This is a genomic window from Vibrio sp. UCD-FRSSP16_30, from assembly GCF_001676025.1.
In the GTDB taxonomy this organism is placed as follows: domain Bacteria; phylum Pseudomonadota; class Gammaproteobacteria; order Enterobacterales; family Vibrionaceae; genus Vibrio.
The window spans coordinates 1-17,104 of the sequence record NZ_LZFW01000021.1 but is presented as its reverse complement, the minus strand read 5'-3'; the positions used below and the strand labels follow the sequence as shown (position 1 = coordinate 17,104).

16 protein-coding genes, 1 tRNA gene, 3 rRNA genes and 1 riboswitch are annotated in these 17,104 nt (G+C 41.2%); of the genes, 6 read left to right on the top strand and 14 right to left on the bottom strand.

What is annotated here, in order from left to right:
• Positions 1-34: 34 nt before the first annotated feature.
• Together A9260_RS10030 and recQ are read right to left on the bottom strand one after the other, a co-directional pair.
• Positions 35-340 carry a DUF3630 family protein gene (locus A9260_RS10030; protein ID WP_197485283.1) on the bottom strand — a complete coding sequence of 102 codons (306 nt, stop codon included), beginning with the start codon at positions 338-340 and terminating at the stop codon, positions 35-37.
• Positions 330-2,162: an ATP-dependent DNA helicase RecQ gene (recQ, locus tag A9260_RS10025; RefSeq protein ID WP_068698598.1), complete on the bottom strand. Its 1,833-nt coding sequence runs from the start codon at positions 2,160-2,162 to the stop codon at positions 330-332. The genes A9260_RS10030 and recQ overlap by 11 nt, the downstream gene beginning before the upstream one ends.
• A gap of 144 nt (positions 2,163-2,306) precedes the next feature.
• On the opposite strand from recQ, the gene rarD reads away from it, so the two are divergent.
• Positions 2,307-3,206, top strand: a complete 900-nt coding sequence (rarD, locus tag A9260_RS10020) for an EamA family transporter RarD (protein WP_068698596.1) — start codon at positions 2,307-2,309, stop codon at positions 3,204-3,206.
• A gap of 831 nt (positions 3,207-4,037) precedes the next feature.
• On the opposite strand, the gene uvrD is transcribed toward rarD, so the two are convergent.
• Complete coding sequence (uvrD, locus tag A9260_RS10015) at positions 4,038-6,209, bottom strand: DNA helicase II (protein ID WP_068698594.1); 2,172 nt, start codon at positions 6,207-6,209, stop codon at positions 4,038-4,040.
• Between the two features lie 389 nt (positions 6,210-6,598).
• Here uvrD and A9260_RS10010 point away from each other — a divergent pair, with 389 nt between their 5' ends.
• From A9260_RS10010 to A9260_RS09995, 4 genes are all read left to right on the top strand, one after another.
• Entirely contained in the window at positions 6,599-6,859 is a 261-nt protein-coding gene (locus A9260_RS10010) for a BufA1 family periplasmic bufferin-type metallophore (RefSeq protein WP_068698592.1), read from the top strand.
• Positions 6,860-6,930: 71 nt separating this feature from the next.
• The gene (gene bufB, locus A9260_RS10005) at positions 6,931-7,785 is read left to right on the top strand and encodes an MNIO family bufferin maturase (RefSeq protein ID WP_197485282.1); all 855 of its coding nucleotides are present in this window, start codon (positions 6,931-6,933) and stop codon (positions 7,783-7,785) included.
• Between the two features lie 10 nt (positions 7,786-7,795).
• Positions 7,796-8,581, top strand: a complete 786-nt coding sequence (locus A9260_RS10000) for an HvfC/BufC N-terminal domain-containing protein (protein ID WP_068698588.1) — start codon at positions 7,796-7,798, stop codon at positions 8,579-8,581.
• A gap of 6 nt (positions 8,582-8,587) precedes the next feature.
• Positions 8,588-9,046 carry a DoxX family protein gene (locus A9260_RS09995; protein WP_068698585.1) on the top strand — a complete coding sequence of 153 codons (459 nt, stop codon included), beginning with the start codon at positions 8,588-8,590 and terminating at the stop codon, positions 9,044-9,046.
• Between the two features lie 24 nt (positions 9,047-9,070).
• Here the strand turns inward: A9260_RS09995 and tsrA are convergent, their stop codons facing one another.
• Positions 9,071-9,352 (bottom strand): H-NS-like global regulator TsrA, encoded by a 282-nt coding sequence (tsrA, locus tag A9260_RS09990; RefSeq protein WP_068698583.1) that lies wholly within the window; start codon positions 9,350-9,352, stop codon positions 9,071-9,073.
• Positions 9,353-9,574: 222 nt separating this feature from the next.
• Here tsrA and A9260_RS09985 point away from each other — a divergent pair, with 222 nt between their 5' ends.
• On the top strand, positions 9,575-11,356 hold the full coding sequence (locus A9260_RS09985) for an aminopeptidase P family protein (protein WP_068698581.1): 1,782 nt from the start codon (positions 9,575-9,577) through the stop codon (positions 11,354-11,356).
• A gap of 51 nt (positions 11,357-11,407) precedes the next feature.
• Here A9260_RS09985 and thiH read toward each other — a convergent pair whose 3' ends face one another.
• The 10 genes from thiH to A9260_RS09935 all read right to left on the bottom strand — a co-directional run.
• Positions 11,408-12,520: a 2-iminoacetate synthase ThiH gene (gene thiH / locus A9260_RS09980; RefSeq protein WP_068698579.1), complete on the bottom strand. Its 1,113-nt coding sequence runs from the start codon at positions 12,518-12,520 to the stop codon at positions 11,408-11,410.
• Complete coding sequence (locus A9260_RS09975) at positions 12,517-13,299, bottom strand: thiazole synthase (RefSeq protein WP_068698576.1); 783 nt, start codon at positions 13,297-13,299, stop codon at positions 12,517-12,519. Before A9260_RS09975 ends, thiH begins: the two co-directional genes overlap by 4 nt.
• Before the next feature lie 2 nt (positions 13,300-13,301).
• Positions 13,302-13,511: a sulfur carrier protein ThiS gene (gene thiS, locus A9260_RS09970; RefSeq protein WP_068698574.1), complete on the bottom strand. Its 210-nt coding sequence runs from the start codon at positions 13,509-13,511 to the stop codon at positions 13,302-13,304.
• Positions 13,504-14,265, bottom strand: a complete 762-nt coding sequence (locus tag A9260_RS09965; RefSeq protein WP_068698572.1) for a HesA/MoeB/ThiF family protein — start codon at positions 14,263-14,265, stop codon at positions 13,504-13,506. The genes thiS and A9260_RS09965 overlap by 8 nt, the downstream gene beginning before the upstream one ends.
• Entirely contained in the window at positions 14,255-15,427 is a 1,173-nt protein-coding gene (thiE, locus tag A9260_RS09960) for a thiamine phosphate synthase (RefSeq protein WP_068698570.1), read from the bottom strand. Before thiE ends, A9260_RS09965 begins: the two co-directional genes overlap by 11 nt.
• A gap of 79 nt (positions 15,428-15,506) precedes the next feature.
• Positions 15,507-15,620: riboswitch (TPP riboswitch) on the bottom strand.
• Between the two features lie 40 nt (positions 15,621-15,660).
• Positions 15,661-16,044 (bottom strand): fluoride efflux transporter CrcB, encoded by a 384-nt coding sequence (crcB, locus tag A9260_RS09955; RefSeq protein ID WP_068698568.1) that lies wholly within the window; start codon positions 16,042-16,044, stop codon positions 15,661-15,663.
• A 292-nt stretch (positions 16,045-16,336) separates the two neighbouring features.
• Positions 16,337-16,452: ribosomal RNA gene (rrf, locus tag A9260_RS09950) — 5S ribosomal RNA — on the bottom strand.
• A gap of 45 nt (positions 16,453-16,497) precedes the next feature.
• Positions 16,498-16,573: transfer RNA gene (locus A9260_RS09945), tRNA-Thr, on the bottom strand.
• A 51-nt stretch (positions 16,574-16,624) separates the two neighbouring features.
• Positions 16,625-16,740: ribosomal RNA gene (gene rrf / locus A9260_RS09940) — 5S ribosomal RNA — on the bottom strand.
• Between the two features lie 93 nt (positions 16,741-16,833).
• A 23S ribosomal RNA gene (locus A9260_RS09935) occupies positions 16,834-17,104 on the bottom strand; the annotation flags it as partial.

The window sequence follows — 17,104 nt, the reverse complement described above, 5'->3', positions numbered from 1 at the left end:
TAAAAACAGCGTTCATCTAAAAAACTGAGTGAAACTAAATACCTTTAGCGACCAATTGCGCCAGAAACTGCAACTCTTCTACAGAGTGATCAACCGAAAGCGCTTCTAACCACATAGATTCACTATAGTGCTCCGCACGTAGCATGAACTTGCAGCCTTCAAAATCAATCAGCCAAGAGTGAAGATCGGCATCCTGCTGTTTCTCTACTATCGTTGCGCTGATCAAATCAATAAATCGTTGTCCAATGATAGGAAAGCTATCATGATCAAAAGAAGGCGCGACGAGAGACAGCCGAGCACTTTGTGCATCAAAATCACGTACAGTAAAACTAGACACCAGTTATGTGCTCCTGAATTAAATCGAGAAATGCATCAGCATATTTATCAAGTTTACGTTGCCCTACACCACTTACAGCGAGCATCTCGCCATAAGACATTGGCATCATGTCCGCCATATCAATTAGAGTAGCATCGTTAAATACCACATACGGTGGTAAGCCTTCTGCATCTGCTAGTCGTTTACGAAGATTACGCAGTTTAGCAAACAGCTTTTTATCGTAATGTTTAGTGAGTGTTTTATCAGACTTAGAAGCCACCGTAAGATCTAATCTAGGCACCGCTAATTCCAAGCTCATTTGACCACGCAATAATGGCCGGGCTTCTTCAGTTAACTGCAAAGTAGAGTTACGAGCGATATTTTGAGTGAGTAGCCCTTTATGAACTAACTGACGCATTATACTCACCCAGTAGTCATGACTATGCTCTCTGCCTATTCCGTAAGTAGATAACTTGTCATGATTATTTTCACGTATACGGATATTCTGCATACCGCGTAAAACCTCGGTGACATAACCCATACCAAAAGATTGATTTACCCGATAGACACAAGATAACGCTTTTTGCGCCGCTTCTGTTCCATCAAATGTTTTTGGTGGGTCAATGCAGATATCACAATTACCACAGGCTTTTTCTCTATATTCACCAAAATAATGCAGTAATACTTGGCGACGGCAAGTTTGAGCCTCAGCAAATGCACTCATTGCATTGAGCTTGTGCATTTCCACTTTCTTTTGCTGTTCATCTTCTTTCTCATCCAGCATACGTCGAAGCCAGTTAATATCAGAAGGATCATATAGAGTCATTGCCTCTGCAGGCAAACCATCACGACCGGCTCGGCCTGTCTCTTGATAGTAAGATTCTATGTTACGAGGAATATCAAAGTGCACCACAAAACGTACATTGGGCTTATTAATTCCCATACCGAACGCCACAGTCGCAACCACAATTTGAATATCATCTTTTTGAAATGCATCTTGCACATAAGCACGTTCATCTGCATCCATCCCCGCATGGTAGCCCATAGCTCGAATACCGTTATTACACAGTTTCTCCGTCACCATTTCGACTTTCTTACGGCTACCACAATAAATGATGCCACACTGCCCTTTTTGGGTAGCAAGATAACGAATGATTTGCGAAACCGGCTTGGCTTTCTCGACTAATGTGTAGCGAATATTGGGACGGTCAAAGCTGCCTAGATAACACAGAGGATCATCGAGTTGTAATCGGCTGTTTATATCAATACGGGTAGTATCATCAGCCGTTGCGGTTAACGCCATAAAAGGCACCTGGCTAAACTTTTGTTTTAGCTGCCAAAGTGACGCATATTCAGGTCTAAAATCATGTCCCCATTGCGAGATACAATGTGCTTCATCAATCGCAATAAGATTGATCTGTAAATGCTGTATTCGCTCAATAAAGTCTGGCATAAGCACACGTTCAGGCGAAACGTAAATCAGCTTGATTTTGCCCTGATGCATACGATTATAAACCGATAAAAGGTCTTCTCGGCTCATGCTTGAGTTAATACACTCTGCCGCCACACCATTAGCTTTTAATTGATCAACCTGATCTTTCATCAATGAAATAAGAGGGGAAATAACCAGTCCCATACCTGATGAAACCAACATTGGAACTTGATAACACAAAGATTTACCGCCACCGGTGGGCATGATAACCAATGAGTCTCTACCAGCAAGAGTTGCTTCTACCACCTGTTGCTGACCATCACGAAACGACGGATAACCAAACACATCCTCTAGCACACGTTGTGGTGTTACTTGAGTATCAGATTCGTCGGCGATAGACAGATTGGTGGACATGTAGGCAAATTACCTGTGACTAGTTAATGCAAATAAGCGCTACATTGTAATGGGGATGATCTAGGATGGAAACTGCATTTTACTAGCTCTTATACTGAACGCTCTTTATACTCTGCTCTTTTGCTACCCATCTACCGAGAATCCATGAATACCCAAGCTCAACAACGCACTCGCCAAGGTGTGATATTTGCTATCATGGCGTATACCATCTGGGGCATTAGTCCTATATATTTCAAAACGTTATCCTCTATTCCTGCCATTGAAATACTAATACATCGAATTGTATGGTCGTTCTTTTTACTAGCAGGTTTGATTCATTTCACCCAAGGATGGCACTCTTTTCGTGAAATTCTAAAAAATAAAACCAAGCTTGTTTATTTATTCATATCGTCCTTTCTCATCGGTTTGAACTGGCTCATTTTCATTTGGGCGGTGAACAACAATCATATGCTTGAAGCGAGCTTGGGCTACTACATCAACCCTATTGTTAATATTATCCTCGGGATGGTGTTTCTTAATGAGCGCCTACGAAAAATACAATGGGTAGCAGTGATACTAGCCTTTCTTGGTGTTGCAATAGAATTGGTCGCTTTTGGCTCGATGCCTTACATCTCTTTTGCCCTAGCCAGCAGCTTTGGTATCTATGGACTACTACGAAAGAAAGTCAATTTGGACGCACAAACAGGCTTATTTATTGAGACACTATTCTTATTGCCTCTAGCCATCATATATTGGGCTCTTTTCACGCACAGTGAAACATCGAATATGTTCAACAATGGTTGGCATATCAATTCCCTACTGATGCTAGCAGGTGTAGTCACTACCATACCATTACTCTGTTTTACCGGTGCAGCTACTCGAATTAAACTCTCTACACTTGGCTTCTTCCAATACATTGGTCCAAGCTTGATGTTTATCTTAGCGGTAACAGTCTATGGAGAAGCGCTAAGTTTCAATAAAACCAGTACCTTTATTTTTATCTGGATTGCGCTAATGGTGTTTAGTTTTGACGGTATTAGGTATTCTCGAAGCCGAAAACGATAAATACAAACTACCAGCTCTAGTCAGACAATAACGACATCCGCTATATTTTTGTAAGAGATCTCTTACAAAAATGTGAGTAATCCAAGGGAATATATGCAAAAAACGGATAACAAAAACACCTAACCTATTGTTTTATAATCCATTAGCATAAAAGTAGAAGTTTAAAGGAAAATAATTATGCTTTTACCCCATTGAGTAAATTTGAGAAAGACATAATATAACAAGGGTCGGAAGGAAGCTGACACGGAAAAGGAAATTACCAAGGATTCGGTGTTCTTCAGGATGAAGATTCGGTTGTTCAGGATGAATAATCGGCATGGATAGCAAATTGGACATTGAATGGACGCTTTTAGTAACTAGGATGGTTGCTACTAAGGAAAGACAATGGACACCTCTGGATGAGGCAAGGACTAAACATCAGGATGATGTCAAGGACACCGCTCAGGGAATAAGTGAAGTGCGCTAACGAGGATTGTTGGCAGACCAGGATAAGGTCATATGGACACCGCTAGGATGGCGAGAAAAGGAATACGCTGAAGGATAACAGCACACTATCAAGGATTTGATGCAGGGAGCACTACTTAGTAGCCGGATTGCTGCGAGTAAGACTATAACCCCGAAGAGCGCAAGCTCTCGGGGTTTTTCTTTTTATAACAGATTAAACATTCAAGTCTCTTCTACTTCCTAATATCCATTGGCAATACCTTCAGTTGCCTCTCCCGCGTGATGGGATTAATACTGGCAGCCGTTACAGTCAATAATCTTTACCCGGTATTACAGATTTCTACACCCTATAAATGTAAAAAGCCCCAGATAACTGGGGCTAAAAAATCACATTATTTCAAGCTTGGCATACTGTGTAATAAGCCATTTGATACCCTCGCCATTAAAGGCAACCTGTACCCGGCTCTGTGCGCCACTTCCCTCGAAGTTAATGATCGTACCTTCACCAAACTTAGGGTGACTCACCCTTTGACCCAAGCCAAAGCCTGTTTCATTAAAACTTTCTTTCTTAACCGTCTGACTAAAGCGACCGGAATTTGTTGGTCGGCTTACCTGAGCCTTCATGCGAACTTCTTGAGTACATGCTTCTGGTAACTCTTTAATAAATCGCGACGGTTTATGGTATTTATCTTGCCCATATAAACGGCGCATTTCAGCATAGGTGAGATAAAGCTTTTGCATTGCACGGGTCATACCGACATAACAAAGCCTACGCTCCTCTTCCAGACGACCCGCTTCTTCAGAAGACATCTGACTTGGGAACATTCCCTCTTCCACACCCACCATAAATACTAAGGGAAATTCCAAACCTTTAGCACTGTGTAAAGTCATCAACTGCACTGCATCATCAAATTCGTCAGCTTGTCCTTCACCCGCCTCTAATGCGGCATGAGATAAAAAGGCAGTAAGATCGGTCATCTCGTCTGCTTCTTCAGGCTTATCAAACTGACGAGTTGCAGTGACCAATTCTTCAAGGTTTTCTATGCGAGCCTGAGCTTTCTCACCCTTCTCTTGCTGATACATAGTAAACAAACCAGAAGCTTTAATAACATGGTCAGCTTTTTTATGCAGTTCTAGTGAAGCAGTATCATCTTCCAATGCATTTATCAGCTCAACAAAGCGACCTAATGCACCAGCAGCGCGCCCTGCAAATACTTGCTCTTCTAACAGCTGAGTACCAGCTTGCCACAATGTTGTGCCTCTATCTCTAGCGGCATAACGAATGGTCTCTAAGGTTTTTTCACCTAAGCCACGAGTTGGAGTATTCACAATTCGCTCAAACGCCGCATCATCATTTCGATTCGACATTAAGCGTAAATAACCCAGCGCATCTTTAATTTCTTGACGCTCGAAGAATCGCATTCCACCATAAATACGATATGGCATTCCAGCCTGAATCAAAGCTTCTTCCATAACACGAGACTGCGCGTTATTTCGGTATAAAACTGCAGAGTCTTTCAGCGCTCCACCAGTCTCTTGCCACTCTTTAATTTTATTTACCGCAAAACGGGCTTCATCTAACTCATTGTATGCAGAATACACGGAGATAAGCTCGCCATCACTGCCATCAGTCCACAACTCTTTGCCCATACGTTCGACATTATTGGCAATTAAGTGGTTTGCTGCGGTTAGTATGTTTTTGGTTGAACGATAGTTTTGCTCAAGTCGAACTGTTGATGCTTGCTTAAACTCATTGAGAAAGCGTTGAATATTCTCAATTTTAGCGCCGCGCCAACCATAAATAGATTGATCATCATCGCCCACAATCATGACATTACATTCAGGGCTCGCCATCATTCTTAGCCAAGCATATTGAATGTTGTTGGTATCTTGAAATTCATCAACCAAGATATGCTTAAAGCGAGCTTGGTAGTGCTCTCGAATATGTTGCTTATCACGCAGTAATTCATGGCATCGCAATAAGATTTCAGCAAAGTCGACTAAGCCTGCTCGGTCACAAGCTTCTTGATAAACAGAGTAGATGCGTAACCAGGTTTTAGTTACTGGATCATGGTAGCTATCAATATGTGAAGGCCTTAATCCTTCATCTTTTTTACCGTTAATCCACCACGCAGCTTGCTTCGCAGGCCACTGTTTTTCATCTAAATTTTGCGCTTTAATCAGACGACGCAATAAACGCTGCTGATCATCAGAATCTAAGATCTGAAAATCTTGAGGCAGCTTTGCATCTAGATAATGAGCGCGAAGGATACGATGACAAATACCATGAAAGGTACCATTCCACATTCCTGAAGCTGTGCCATGCATCAACTCTTCAATACGACCTCGCATCTCTGCTGCGGCTTTATTGGTAAAGGTAACTGACATAACTGAAAATGGAGAAGCTTGCTCAACAGACATTAGCCAAGCAATACGATGTACCAATACCCGGGTTTTACCACTACCAGCACCGGCAAGGATCAATAGGTTGCCAAGTGGCGCGGCTACCGCTTCTCGTTGTTTGTCGTTCAGCCCATCGAGTAATAATGATGCGTCCATCGTACCTTTCCAATCTGTTATACCATTAATCATAGTAAGTCACTGATCCGTCTAACGGGGTTGAACACTTGATAATCGAGTGTTTTTCCTGCGCTATTTCTGAGAATGATCTTACTGCGATTGGCATTACTGTTTATTTATACATTACTGCCAGTATACAGCGTTCCCAAGACAATCTCTAATTTCAGTCGCAATCAATTTAAAGCCTAGAATTGAACGATTTTTATCCATACTTTTCAATAAATTAGATAGATATTGAAAAATAATTCAATTTATTTGAAATATTTTATCCGCCAAGCGCATCTTATTTATCAAGCAGTCGCAACAAACCATTAACAATGTGTAAGCCGATTGCCCACACAACTAAGGATCATATCGAGGACGAAATTATGAAAAAATCTAATCTTGCAGTTACAGCGGCAGTTACTGGTTTATTAGCTCTAGGTGGCACTATGCTGACTGCTACGCATGCCGTCGCAGCAGATAAAGAAAAGTGCTACGGCGTTGCAAAAGCTGGGAAAAATGACTGTGCGACAAAAACCAGTTCATGCGCTGGAACAGCCAAAATGGACAACCAGAAAGATGCCTTTGTTGTGGTTCCTAAAGGGCTATGCGGCAAGCTAGCCGGCGGAAGTATGTCTTCCTCGTAAGTTGAAGGTTATTACCTTCTGTGGGGTACTCGAAGTTTAGTGCCCCTATTTTTACTACGAAAAAGAGAAACATCATGCACACTATTCATAGCAGTATCGGGGTTGGATTAAGACATCCACACATGAACTTTTTTGAGAATAACCCTGAGCATGTATCTTGGTTAGAAGTGCATAGTGAAAATTTTTTTGAAGCCTATTCCCCTGCTCGTCAGCAACTACAAAAGATACGCCAGCAACACGAGATCTCCTGTCATGGTGTAGGTTTGTCTCTTGGATCTGTTGGTCAAATAAGTCAATGGCACCTTGATGCACTGGTTAACTTAGTTAATGACATTGAACCAATGTTTGTCTCTGACCATTTAAGTTGGAGTGAAAATGGCGGTGTACACTTTAATGATTTACTACCTCTTCCATATACTGAAGAAGCACTAGATGTCTTCACTAGGAATGTGCTTCAGGTTCAAGATGCACTTAAACGGCCTTTACTGATTGAAAATCCAAGTAGCTACCTTCGATTTAATCATTCCACTATTGCTGAATGGGACTTTTTAAATGAAGTGCAGCGCCGAACAGACTGCCAGTTACTTTTAGATCTGAATAATATTTATGTTTCATCTCTCAATCATGGCTTTGATGCACTTCACTACCTCAATGCAATAAACCATCAAACAGTACAAGAAATTCACTTAGCGGGATTCACGGTCAAAGAATTTAACGATCAAAAAATATGGATCGATACACATGGCAGCCAAGTTTGTGATGAAGTGTGGGAGTTATATCGAATTTGGAATCAACGCAAACCAAACACTGCCACTTTGATTGAGTGGGATACCGACATACCTCAACCAGAGATACTGCTAGATGAAGCTTTAAAAGCATCTGCTATTGCAGCATTGGCAGCAAGTAACTTTAAAACCACCGCATAGAGGTCGCGTAATGATTTCTTTAGCTGACTTACAAAAGAATTTTGCTCACACTCTTATTAATCAATCCAATGTCGCGAGTTGTGATATCCACAGCGATCATTTTAGTGCTGAGCTGCGAATGCAGATATATAGAAACAACGTCATCCATAATTTCACTGATGTCCTAAAGGCGATGTATCCAAATACTCTCGCTTTAATTGGTGATGAATGTTTTGAACAAATAGCACGCCAGCATGTAATAACTACGCCATCACTAACTGGCAACGTTTCATATTATGGACAAGGTTTTGATAAAACCATTTTGCTATTTCCTAAAGTAATAGACATTGCACCTTACCTTACCGAGGTTGCTAGGTTTGAAGCCGCGTGCGATCTTTTACGCTGTAAAACTCAAAACACCACCACTGAACAATACCAACCATTATCTGCACTTTGTCATATTGATGAACATCAACAGCCAAATATTCAGTTAGTTATCGCTTCAGGTGGGATTAGTTTTGAATCTCGCTTTGCTATTTTTGATCTAATTAGCGCTATTACAGCTCAATCATTTGATGATTTAGATTTAACGGCCCCACAACAGGGGTACATAATTGTTCAGCCTAATGGGCATATTAATTTTGAAGAGTTAGAAGCCAATAGCTACCAATTACTCGTTGCTATTGAATCCCAATTTTCATTATCAGAAATTGAACCGCAATTATTACCCACACTTCCCTTACTAGTAGAAAAACAACTCATTATTGGATTCTCAACACCTAATAACAAGAGTCAATGCAACCCAACACAGGAGTAATCAGATATGAACCTTATATTGCAATCTCGCTATTCTAGCTATCTAGGCTTAGTCGAAAATATCCAAACTGTATTAGTTCCTGCCTTATTAGTGATATGTAGGCTGTGGGTAGCTTGGGTCTTTTTCAATGCCGGACTGGTGAAACTCGGCACTTGGGATAGCACCTTATTTCTATTTGAATATGAGTATCAGGTACCATTTTTGCCATGGGAGATAGCAGCATATATTGGAACAGCAACAGAACTGATTGTGCCTGTATTTCTCGTACTAGGCATCGCAACACGTCCTTTTGCTGTCATATTATTTGCCTTTAATATCATGGCCGTTATTTCGTACCCTGCTCTTTGGGAAGGCGGATTCTATGATCACCAACTTTGGGGGCTGATGATTTTAATAAACCTCATTTGGGGCGCAGGCTTATTCTCTATAGACCATGTAATAAGTAAAAGACTTAAACAGAAATAAACAAGTAAGCTCCTAACTAGGAGCTTACTTGTTCAAAAATGCTTTTAGATCTTCTACAGAAATCCCATCTTTAATAAGCTCTTGAGCTATTAGGTCTACTTGCTCACCTTTTCGAGATTCAAGAACCTTTTGAAATTGGTAAACAATATCCTTGAGAGTATCTAGAGGTAACTTGCTAGCTGCACTTCTTATTCTTTCTTCACTTTGATTGCCAAGCTCAACAAGTAACTTTGCGTACATTACTTTTTCTGGAGACTCTTCAAGTTGCTCCAATCGACGAGCCATTTCGTAAGTCGTTAATGCCATATTATTTCACTTAAGTAAGAGTTATTAGGTTTTGTAGAAATCAAAACACTTGGTAGGACGAATATAGTGTCTGTATATAGAATATACTTTTTTTATCGAAACTAGAACTGTTTTCAATTACCTATCTGTCACACCTATTGCAAACGATAAAATTGCACACCGAGGGTAAAAAGGGTAGCTTAATCGCCATGTGTACAAAGGTACTATAAGACAGGAGATATTATGTCAGCTGAAATCAAGAGCTGTGTTACTGGTTTTCGTAACTGGTTAAAAAAAGAAGGCCTAGACGCCTTTATTGTTCCGCACGAAGATGAGTTTCTTGGGGAGTATATTCCAGCACACAATGAACGTTTGCATTGGCTTACTGGTTTTACAGGTTCTGCAGGGGCAGCCATTGTCTCGACTGAAGAAGCCGCTATCTTTGTTGATGGACGCTACACCGTTCAAGTAACCAAACAAACACCAGCTGATGTATTTGCCTATCAACATCTAATCGAAACACCGCCCATTGTTTGGATTCAACAAAACTTAAAGCACGGTAGCAAAATAGGGATTGATCCTAAAATGCATTCAGGCCGCTGGTTAAAAGCAGCTATCAACGCATTAGCTGATGACTATGAATTAGTTTATGTTGAACACAACCCTGTTGATATTCTTTGGAGCAACCGACCTGATGTCGCTTTATCAACATTGCGACTCATGGAAAATAAATGGGTTGGGATTGATAGCCAAGAAAAACGCACATTAATTGCCGATATATTGAAACAACAAAAGGCAGATAGTGCGGTATTAACTGCGCTAGATTCTATCTGCTGGCTATTGAATATTCGTGGTAGCGACATATCTCGACTACCAGTAGCCTTGTCTCATGCCATTATTCATAGCAATAGTGACGTTGAATTCTTTATTGATTCAGATCGAGTACCATCTAACTTCCAGCAACACGTTGGCGCAGGTGTTTCATTATTTACACCGAGTCAGCTTAAGGCGCGTCTTGCAACCTTAAAAGGAAGTAAGGTTATCCTCGACCCTGCAACCAGCAATGCATGGTTTGGCTTAACCCTCAACCAACAAGGTGCTGAAGTACTTGCGATTGCTGATCCATGTTTACTTCCTAAAGCGACTAAAAACAGCACTGAAGCACTTGGCATGAAAAACTGTCATGTTCGCGATGGCGTGGCAATGGTTAAATTTTTAACTTGGTTCGATAAAAAGAATTCGCAAAGCGAGTTCCTCAATGAAGCACAACTTGCTGATCAACTTGAGGCATTTAGACGCGAAGATAGTTCTTTAGCTGATCTGAGTTTTGACACTATTTCTGCTGCCGCACACAACGCTGCAATGTGTCACTACAACCACGAAAATGAACCAACTCCAGGTGTTGTCGCTAACAATTCGATGTACCTAGTTGACTCCGGTGGTCAATATCCAGATGGTACAACGGACATCACTCGAACAGTTGCTATTGGCCAACCAACAGAGGCAATGAAAAAGCAATTCACCTTAGTCTTAAAAGGACATATTGGTATTGCACAAGCACGCTTCCCTAAAGGAACTTGTGGACATCAAATTGATATCCTTGCTCGTCAGCATTTATGGGCTAATGGTTTCGATTACGACCACGGCACGGGCCACGGTGTAGGACACTTCTTAAGTGTTCATGAAGGTCCACAAAGAATAGGCAAAGGCTACAGTGATGTTGCTTTAGAAGCTGGAATGGTAATTTCAAACGAACCAGGCTACTACCGCACAGATGAGTTTGGTATTCGTATAGAAAACCTAGAAATTGTTGTTGAAATAGAAACTGAAGGCGACTTCTCTGTTCTAGGATTTGAGTCCCTAACTCGCTGTCCGATCGATAAGCGTAATATTGAATTATCACTATTAGCTGAACATGAAGTCAAATGGCTGAATAACTATCATCAAACTGTTTGGAATGAACTATCACCATTGGTTGATGGTGATGAAAAGCAGTGGTTAGAAAACGCAACAAGCGCTATCTAATCTAAAAACAAACCAGTAGCTTATCGCTACTGGTTTGTTTCACGTGAAACACTAGCCCGAATACGCCGAGTTCCAATCTCTCCATACTGGTTCAAAACCTCGACTTCTAATTGCACTCTCAACTTCAGCCGCCGTTCTTTCATCTGAAATTTCAAACTGCTCTAGTTCTTCAGTATCAGTAGCATAGCCACCTGGCTGAGTCTTGGATGCGGCAGAAACCGTAGTTATCCCTAATGGAAGTATGTTGTCTCTGAATGTCGCAGACTCACGTGTTGATAAAGAGATATCAACATGCTGATTGAACAGACGATACGCACAGATCAGCTGTACCATTTGCTTATCATTTAATATTGATTTTGGCTGCACCCCACCTTCGCAAGGTCTCAACCTTGGCAGTGAAATACTGTAGCGAGATTTCCAATAGGTTTTCTCTAGATAATCTAAATGAGTTGCTACAAATAAACTATCTACGCGCCAGTTATCCAATCCGATTAATGCACCAATGCCAATCTTATCTACTCCAGCACGAGCAAGTCGATCCGGTGTTTCTAATCGATAGTAGAAATCCGTTTTTGAGCCCTTTAGATGATGCTCTGCGTAAGTAGACGGATTATAAGTCTCCTGATAAACCATAACCGCATCCATGCCCAATCCTTTAAGCTCAGCATATTGCTGCTCTTCCAAAGGCTGTACTTCCATTGCGAGATAATTGAAATGCTTTTTAATTTGAGGCAATACGGCCCTGAAATACTCCATACCCGCTTTGTTCTCATGCTCACCAGTGACAAGCAGAACACTATCGAACTTCATAGCTTTTAGTGCTGCAATCTCTAGATCAATTTCGTCAGCATTTAAAATCTTGCGCTTAATTCGATTCTTCATAGAGAAGCCACAATAAGTACAATCGTTCGCACACAAGTTGGATAAATACAGCGGTACATATAGACCCACTGTAGATCCAAATCTCTGTCTGGTTTGTTGATACGAGCGCTGTGCCATCTGCTCTAAATAAGGTTCAGCAGCAGGAGATATTAGGGCTTTAAAATCTTCCAGATCGAGATTGGCTTTACTCAACGCCTTCTCTACATCCATTGACGTTTTGGACATGATAGAAAGATAACTATCACTCCAATCCGTTGATTTAAAGACATCAACAAAACTCATAGCTTCGCCTCATACTGCGAATCTAAAAACGCAGTCATAGGGCTAGAAGCAATGGCTTGAAATTGCTTAGCACCCAATCCTGATTCGTACGCTATTCTTCCTGCCTCAACCGCTAGCTTAAATGCTCGTCCAATCGCAATTGGGTCGCCGGCTGTAGCCATTGCTGTATTAACCAAAACTGCATCAGCGCCAATTTCCATTGCTAAAGCCGCGTGAGATGGTGCACCAATACCTGCATCGACAATCACTGGAACGTTAGCTTGCTCAATGATGATTTGTAGGAAATCTAGCGACACTAAACCTTTATTTGTGCCAATAGGCGCACCTAAAGGCATGACTGCGGCACAGCCTACTTCTTCTAATCGCTTACACAATACAGGGTCAGCATGACAGTAAGGTAAAACAACAAATCCATCTTTAACTAATTGCTCTGCCGCTTTTAAAGTCTCAATAGGATCGGGCATTAAGTATTTTGGATCTGGGTGAATTTCTAGTTTTAACCAGTTGGTATTTAGCGCTTCCCTAGCTAGGTGAGCTGCAAAAATTGCATCATCAGCATTTTTTGCACCTGAAGTATTTGGTAGAAGATTGACACCAAGTTCGTTGAGAGAACTCAAGATGTCATCTTGTTTATCGAATACATCAACACGCTTTAATGCCATAGTCACAAGTTCAGACTCTGATGCAGCAAGAGATGATGTCATCAACTGATTGTTCGCATACTTACCTGTACCAGTAAACAATCTCGAATTGAATGTCTTATCAGCAATTTTTAACACAATTAACCTCCAGCAATGGCACGAAACACAGAAAGGATATCGCCTTTTTGCATTTGAATAGAATCCCACTTTGAGCGTGGAACAACTTTATTATTAACAGCGATAGCACATCCGTCAGATGGTAAGCCTTGGCTTTTTATTACATCAACTAACGTACTGTCAGCACTAATCGTTATGGTTTTATCATTAATAATTACTGATATATCAGCCATCAATCATCTCCTTTCTACAAACGTCACACGCCTCATCTTGAACAAATTCAAATTTATTCTGAGTCATTGTGCGACCATTAAATGTAATTAGTTCACCAGGTTTTAGTGTCTTGGGTTCAACTAAAGCTCTAATTGCTAACATTGATTGCAGGCTACCAATCATATTTACATTCGGCCCCATTACTCCCGACTCACTGCATTTAGTCGAAGCACTAGATTCAGTGAAGGGATATAAACAGTGGTAGCACGGCGTATTATCTTGGTAATTAAAAAATGCCAGTTGTCCATCCCAGCCGATTGCAGCTCCAGAAACCAACGGTTTCTTCTTTAACAAACAGGCTTTGTTTATGTCTTGTCTGGTTGGGAAGTTATCACTACAGTCGATCACCAGATCTGCCAATCCAACTTCGATGAGTAATGAGTCCAGTGCCATTCTTCGGTTGACTGTTCTTACACTCACCATCGGATTAAGATCTGCAATTTGCTTGAATAGCGCGATAGATTTTGCTGTTCCAATATCAGATTCTCTGTAGCTTAACTGGCGATGTAAATTACTTATCTCAACAACATCATCATCACATAGCACTAGCTTTCCTACGCCAGCACCAGCAAGCTGTAATGCGACTGCTGAGCCTAAGCCACCACATCCAACAATCAATACCACTGAATCAAGTAAGCACCTCTGCCCTTGTTCTCCGATTTCAGGCAGCATAACTTGCCTTTGGTATCGTATAAATTCCTGATCAGAAAGCATGCTGTTTCTCACACGCCTGACTTTGTAAACTAAACAAAGATTGGAACTGCTGTACGGCTTGATGCTTGTCTTTCGCTTGAGTAACGGCCCTAACAACGGCAACGCTGGTTACGCCTGTCTCGATAACCATAGGGGCTCGCATTAAATCAATACCTCCGATTGCTACAGTGGGAAGTAATGCACCTCTATTAGTGCTAATAGAGGTAATTAAAGCTTGGTAAAGTTTAAGCTTCACTAGCCCTTGAGGTGATGATGGCATGTCTTTAGTCGTTGTCGGGAATATGTGCCCTAAGGCTAGGTAAGATGGCTTATATTGCAGCGCATTGATGATTTCGAAATACCCATGCGTAGAGATGCCTAAACCGATATTACTGTTTAGTACACTGCTATCATTTAACTCCGCTAAATCTTCCTGACCGAGGTGCAAACAGGATGCTCCATGCTCAAGAGCTAACTGCCAGTAATCGTTAATCACAATGTCGACATTAGCTTTACGACCAATCTCAATCGCTCTCTTAATATCCTCAGAAACCTCAGCAGAATGCTTATCTTTAATCCTAAGCTGTAAGATTTTCACCCCAGTATCAATAAGCTCTTCTACCAGTTCTATAGTGTCGACTACAGGATATAGACCAACACAATGACTTACTTTTCGAGATACGGATTCAGGTTGATGCTTAGAAAGCTTAGGGAAATGGGTGATGTCTGACGGCCATGTTTCACATGAAACATGTAATGCGCTTCGAGAAATTAAAGCACTATCTTCTATAGTGAAGTCTAAAGAGAGGGAAACTAGTAGCCAAGCTAGATATGAGTCCATTGATGTTGAGTGGTCTGAAGAAAGGTAATCCCATTCGAAACATTGACCATTTTCAAGGGAAACTACATCCTTTCCTGTAGCAATAAAGTGGACTATAGAGCCAATTAGGATATTACTTTCATCAAAGACCTGCACACAAAACTGCTCAAGATCAGTTTCATCAAGCCTGATGTTTAAAACTTTATTTGGAGTATGAATAGAAAATTCATCAGCACAGATAGCTTCAGTAATAACATTCGTAAAGCCTACATCCGTAGCTTTATTTGATACTGCTCTCAATGCTTGTTGGAAACAGTCAGTATTAATTGGGGAGTATATAACGTTGTTCTGCGGGGATTCCATCGCCCTATCCTTCTGTAATAAACACAGCTTGTCGGATAGATTGATGGCAGTAGTATCAGGTTTAAAATTGATACTTTGTTAAATTGACCACCTTGTTTCCTTCGCAGGTATTATCCTGTATCAGGTTCCACGAATTCCGTATTCACGGTCTCAGCCTCTTGTGATTAACACTTCAGCACTCCGACAAGCCAGTTCATTATATAGGAACTATAAAAAGAACAAAGTGAACTTAGTTAGTTTTTGAAGACTAGATGAAAACCAATCATTGCAGCAGAGATACTAAAGATAACATTTAGCATGATATTAAGTCCTGCCTTCCAATAGTCACCTTGTTGGAACATAAGAACGTTATCCATAGAAAACGTAGAAAAGGTTGTTAGTGCACCCAAGAAGCCCAAACCAATAATTTGGCGCCATGGATCAACAGCAATTACTTCATTCTCGAATAAAGCAATAAGTGTCCCCATGATAAACGAACCGATAATATTTACGGTTAAAGTACCATAAGGAAAGCCTCGGCCTAAAAGTAAGACACAAAGCTCAGAAATCAAATATCGTGAACAAGCACCAAAAGCGCCGCCTATTGCGATAAAACCTAGGGTTGCAAACTGTCCCATTCGTACTATTCTCCCAGCAAATCTGCTTAGATTTGAAACGTTACATGTGTCACTTATGCTAACTACAATTGATACCATAGTGACTATAATGTGATCTAGATCAGTAGCATAGCAAACATATGAATCAGATATAATCTAAAAGTTTAGATTGCAAAGAATATTTGATTAAAAATAAAGCAGAGCAATAATACTCATAAAACAACATTCAGGAAGGACATTTCAGGCTATCCGGAAAGAATACAAACTCCAGATACAACAAAGCCCCGTCGAATGACGAGGCTTCTAAATAAGAACCTGGCAATGTCCTACTCTCACATGGGGAAGCCCCACACTACCATCGGCGCTATTATGTTTCACTTCTGAGTTCGGCATGGAATCAGGTGGGTCCACAATGCTATGGTTGCCAAGTAAATCTTGTGCTGTATTCAGATTAAAAATCAAAATACAAAATAATGGTGCTAGTACCCAGAGTCGAACTGGGGACCTCACCCTTACCAAGGGTGCGCTCTACCAACTGAGCCATACCAGCAGGTCTAATAAAAGACAAAAACCCGCTAAAAGCGGGTTCTTAAAATTTAAAGCCTGGCGATGTCCTACTCTCACATGGGGAAGCCCCACACTACCATCGGCGCTATTATGTTTCACTTCTGAGTTCGGCATGGAATCAGGTGGGTCCACAATGCTATGGTCGCCAAGCAAATTTTAAAATTCGGAAAACTGTTATTTAAAAGTTCGTATACACATTCAATCTGTTCTTTTTTTGAGTCCACAAAACCCCTTGGGTGTTGTATGGTTAAGCCTCACGGGCAATTAGTACAGGTTAGCTCAATGCCTCACAGCACTTACACACCCTGCCTATCAACGTTCTAGTCTCGAACAACCCTTTAGGACACTTAAAGTGCCAGGGAAGACTCATCTCAGGGCTCGCTTCGCGCTTAGATGCTTTCAGCGCTTATCGATTCCGAACTTAGCTACCGGGCAATGCCATTGGCATGACAACCCGAACACCAGAGGTTCGTCCACTCCGGTCCTCTCGTACTAGGAGCAGCCCCCTTCAATC

Bases quoted from the DNA above. Each gene is read 5' to 3' on its own strand.
- recQ (WP_068698598.1), bottom strand. From the start codon at position 2,162: ATGTCCACCAATCTGTCTATCGCCGACGAATCTGATACTCAAGTAACA.
- rarD (WP_068698596.1), top strand. From the start codon at position 2,307: ATGAATACCCAAGCTCAACAACGCACTCGCCAAGGTGTGATATTTGCT.
- uvrD (WP_068698594.1), bottom strand. From the start codon at position 6,209: ATGGACGCATCATTATTACTCGATGGGCTGAACGACAAACAACGAGAA.
- A9260_RS10010 (WP_068698592.1), top strand. From the start codon at position 6,599: ATGAAAAAATCTAATCTTGCAGTTACAGCGGCAGTTACTGGTTTATTA.
- A9260_RS10000 (WP_068698588.1), top strand. From the start codon at position 7,796: ATGATTTCTTTAGCTGACTTACAAAAGAATTTTGCTCACACTCTTATT.
- A9260_RS09995 (WP_068698585.1), top strand. From the start codon at position 8,588: ATGAACCTTATATTGCAATCTCGCTATTCTAGCTATCTAGGCTTAGTC.
- tsrA (WP_068698583.1), bottom strand. From the start codon at position 9,352: ATGGCATTAACGACTTACGAAATGGCTCGTCGATTGGAGCAACTTGAA.
- A9260_RS09985 (WP_068698581.1), top strand. From the start codon at position 9,575: ATGTCAGCTGAAATCAAGAGCTGTGTTACTGGTTTTCGTAACTGGTTA.
- thiH (WP_068698579.1), bottom strand. From the start codon at position 12,520: ATGAGTTTTGTTGATGTCTTTAAATCAACGGATTGGAGTGATAGTTAT.
- thiS (WP_068698574.1), bottom strand. From the start codon at position 13,511: ATGGCTGATATATCAGTAATTATTAATGATAAAACCATAACGATTAGT.
- A9260_RS09965 (WP_068698572.1), bottom strand. From the start codon at position 14,265: ATGCTTTCTGATCAGGAATTTATACGATACCAAAGGCAAGTTATGCTG.
- thiE (WP_068698570.1), bottom strand. From the start codon at position 15,427: ATGGAATCCCCGCAGAACAACGTTATATACTCCCCAATTAATACTGAC.
- crcB (WP_068698568.1), bottom strand. From the start codon at position 16,044: ATGGGACAGTTTGCAACCCTAGGTTTTATCGCAATAGGCGGCGCTTTT.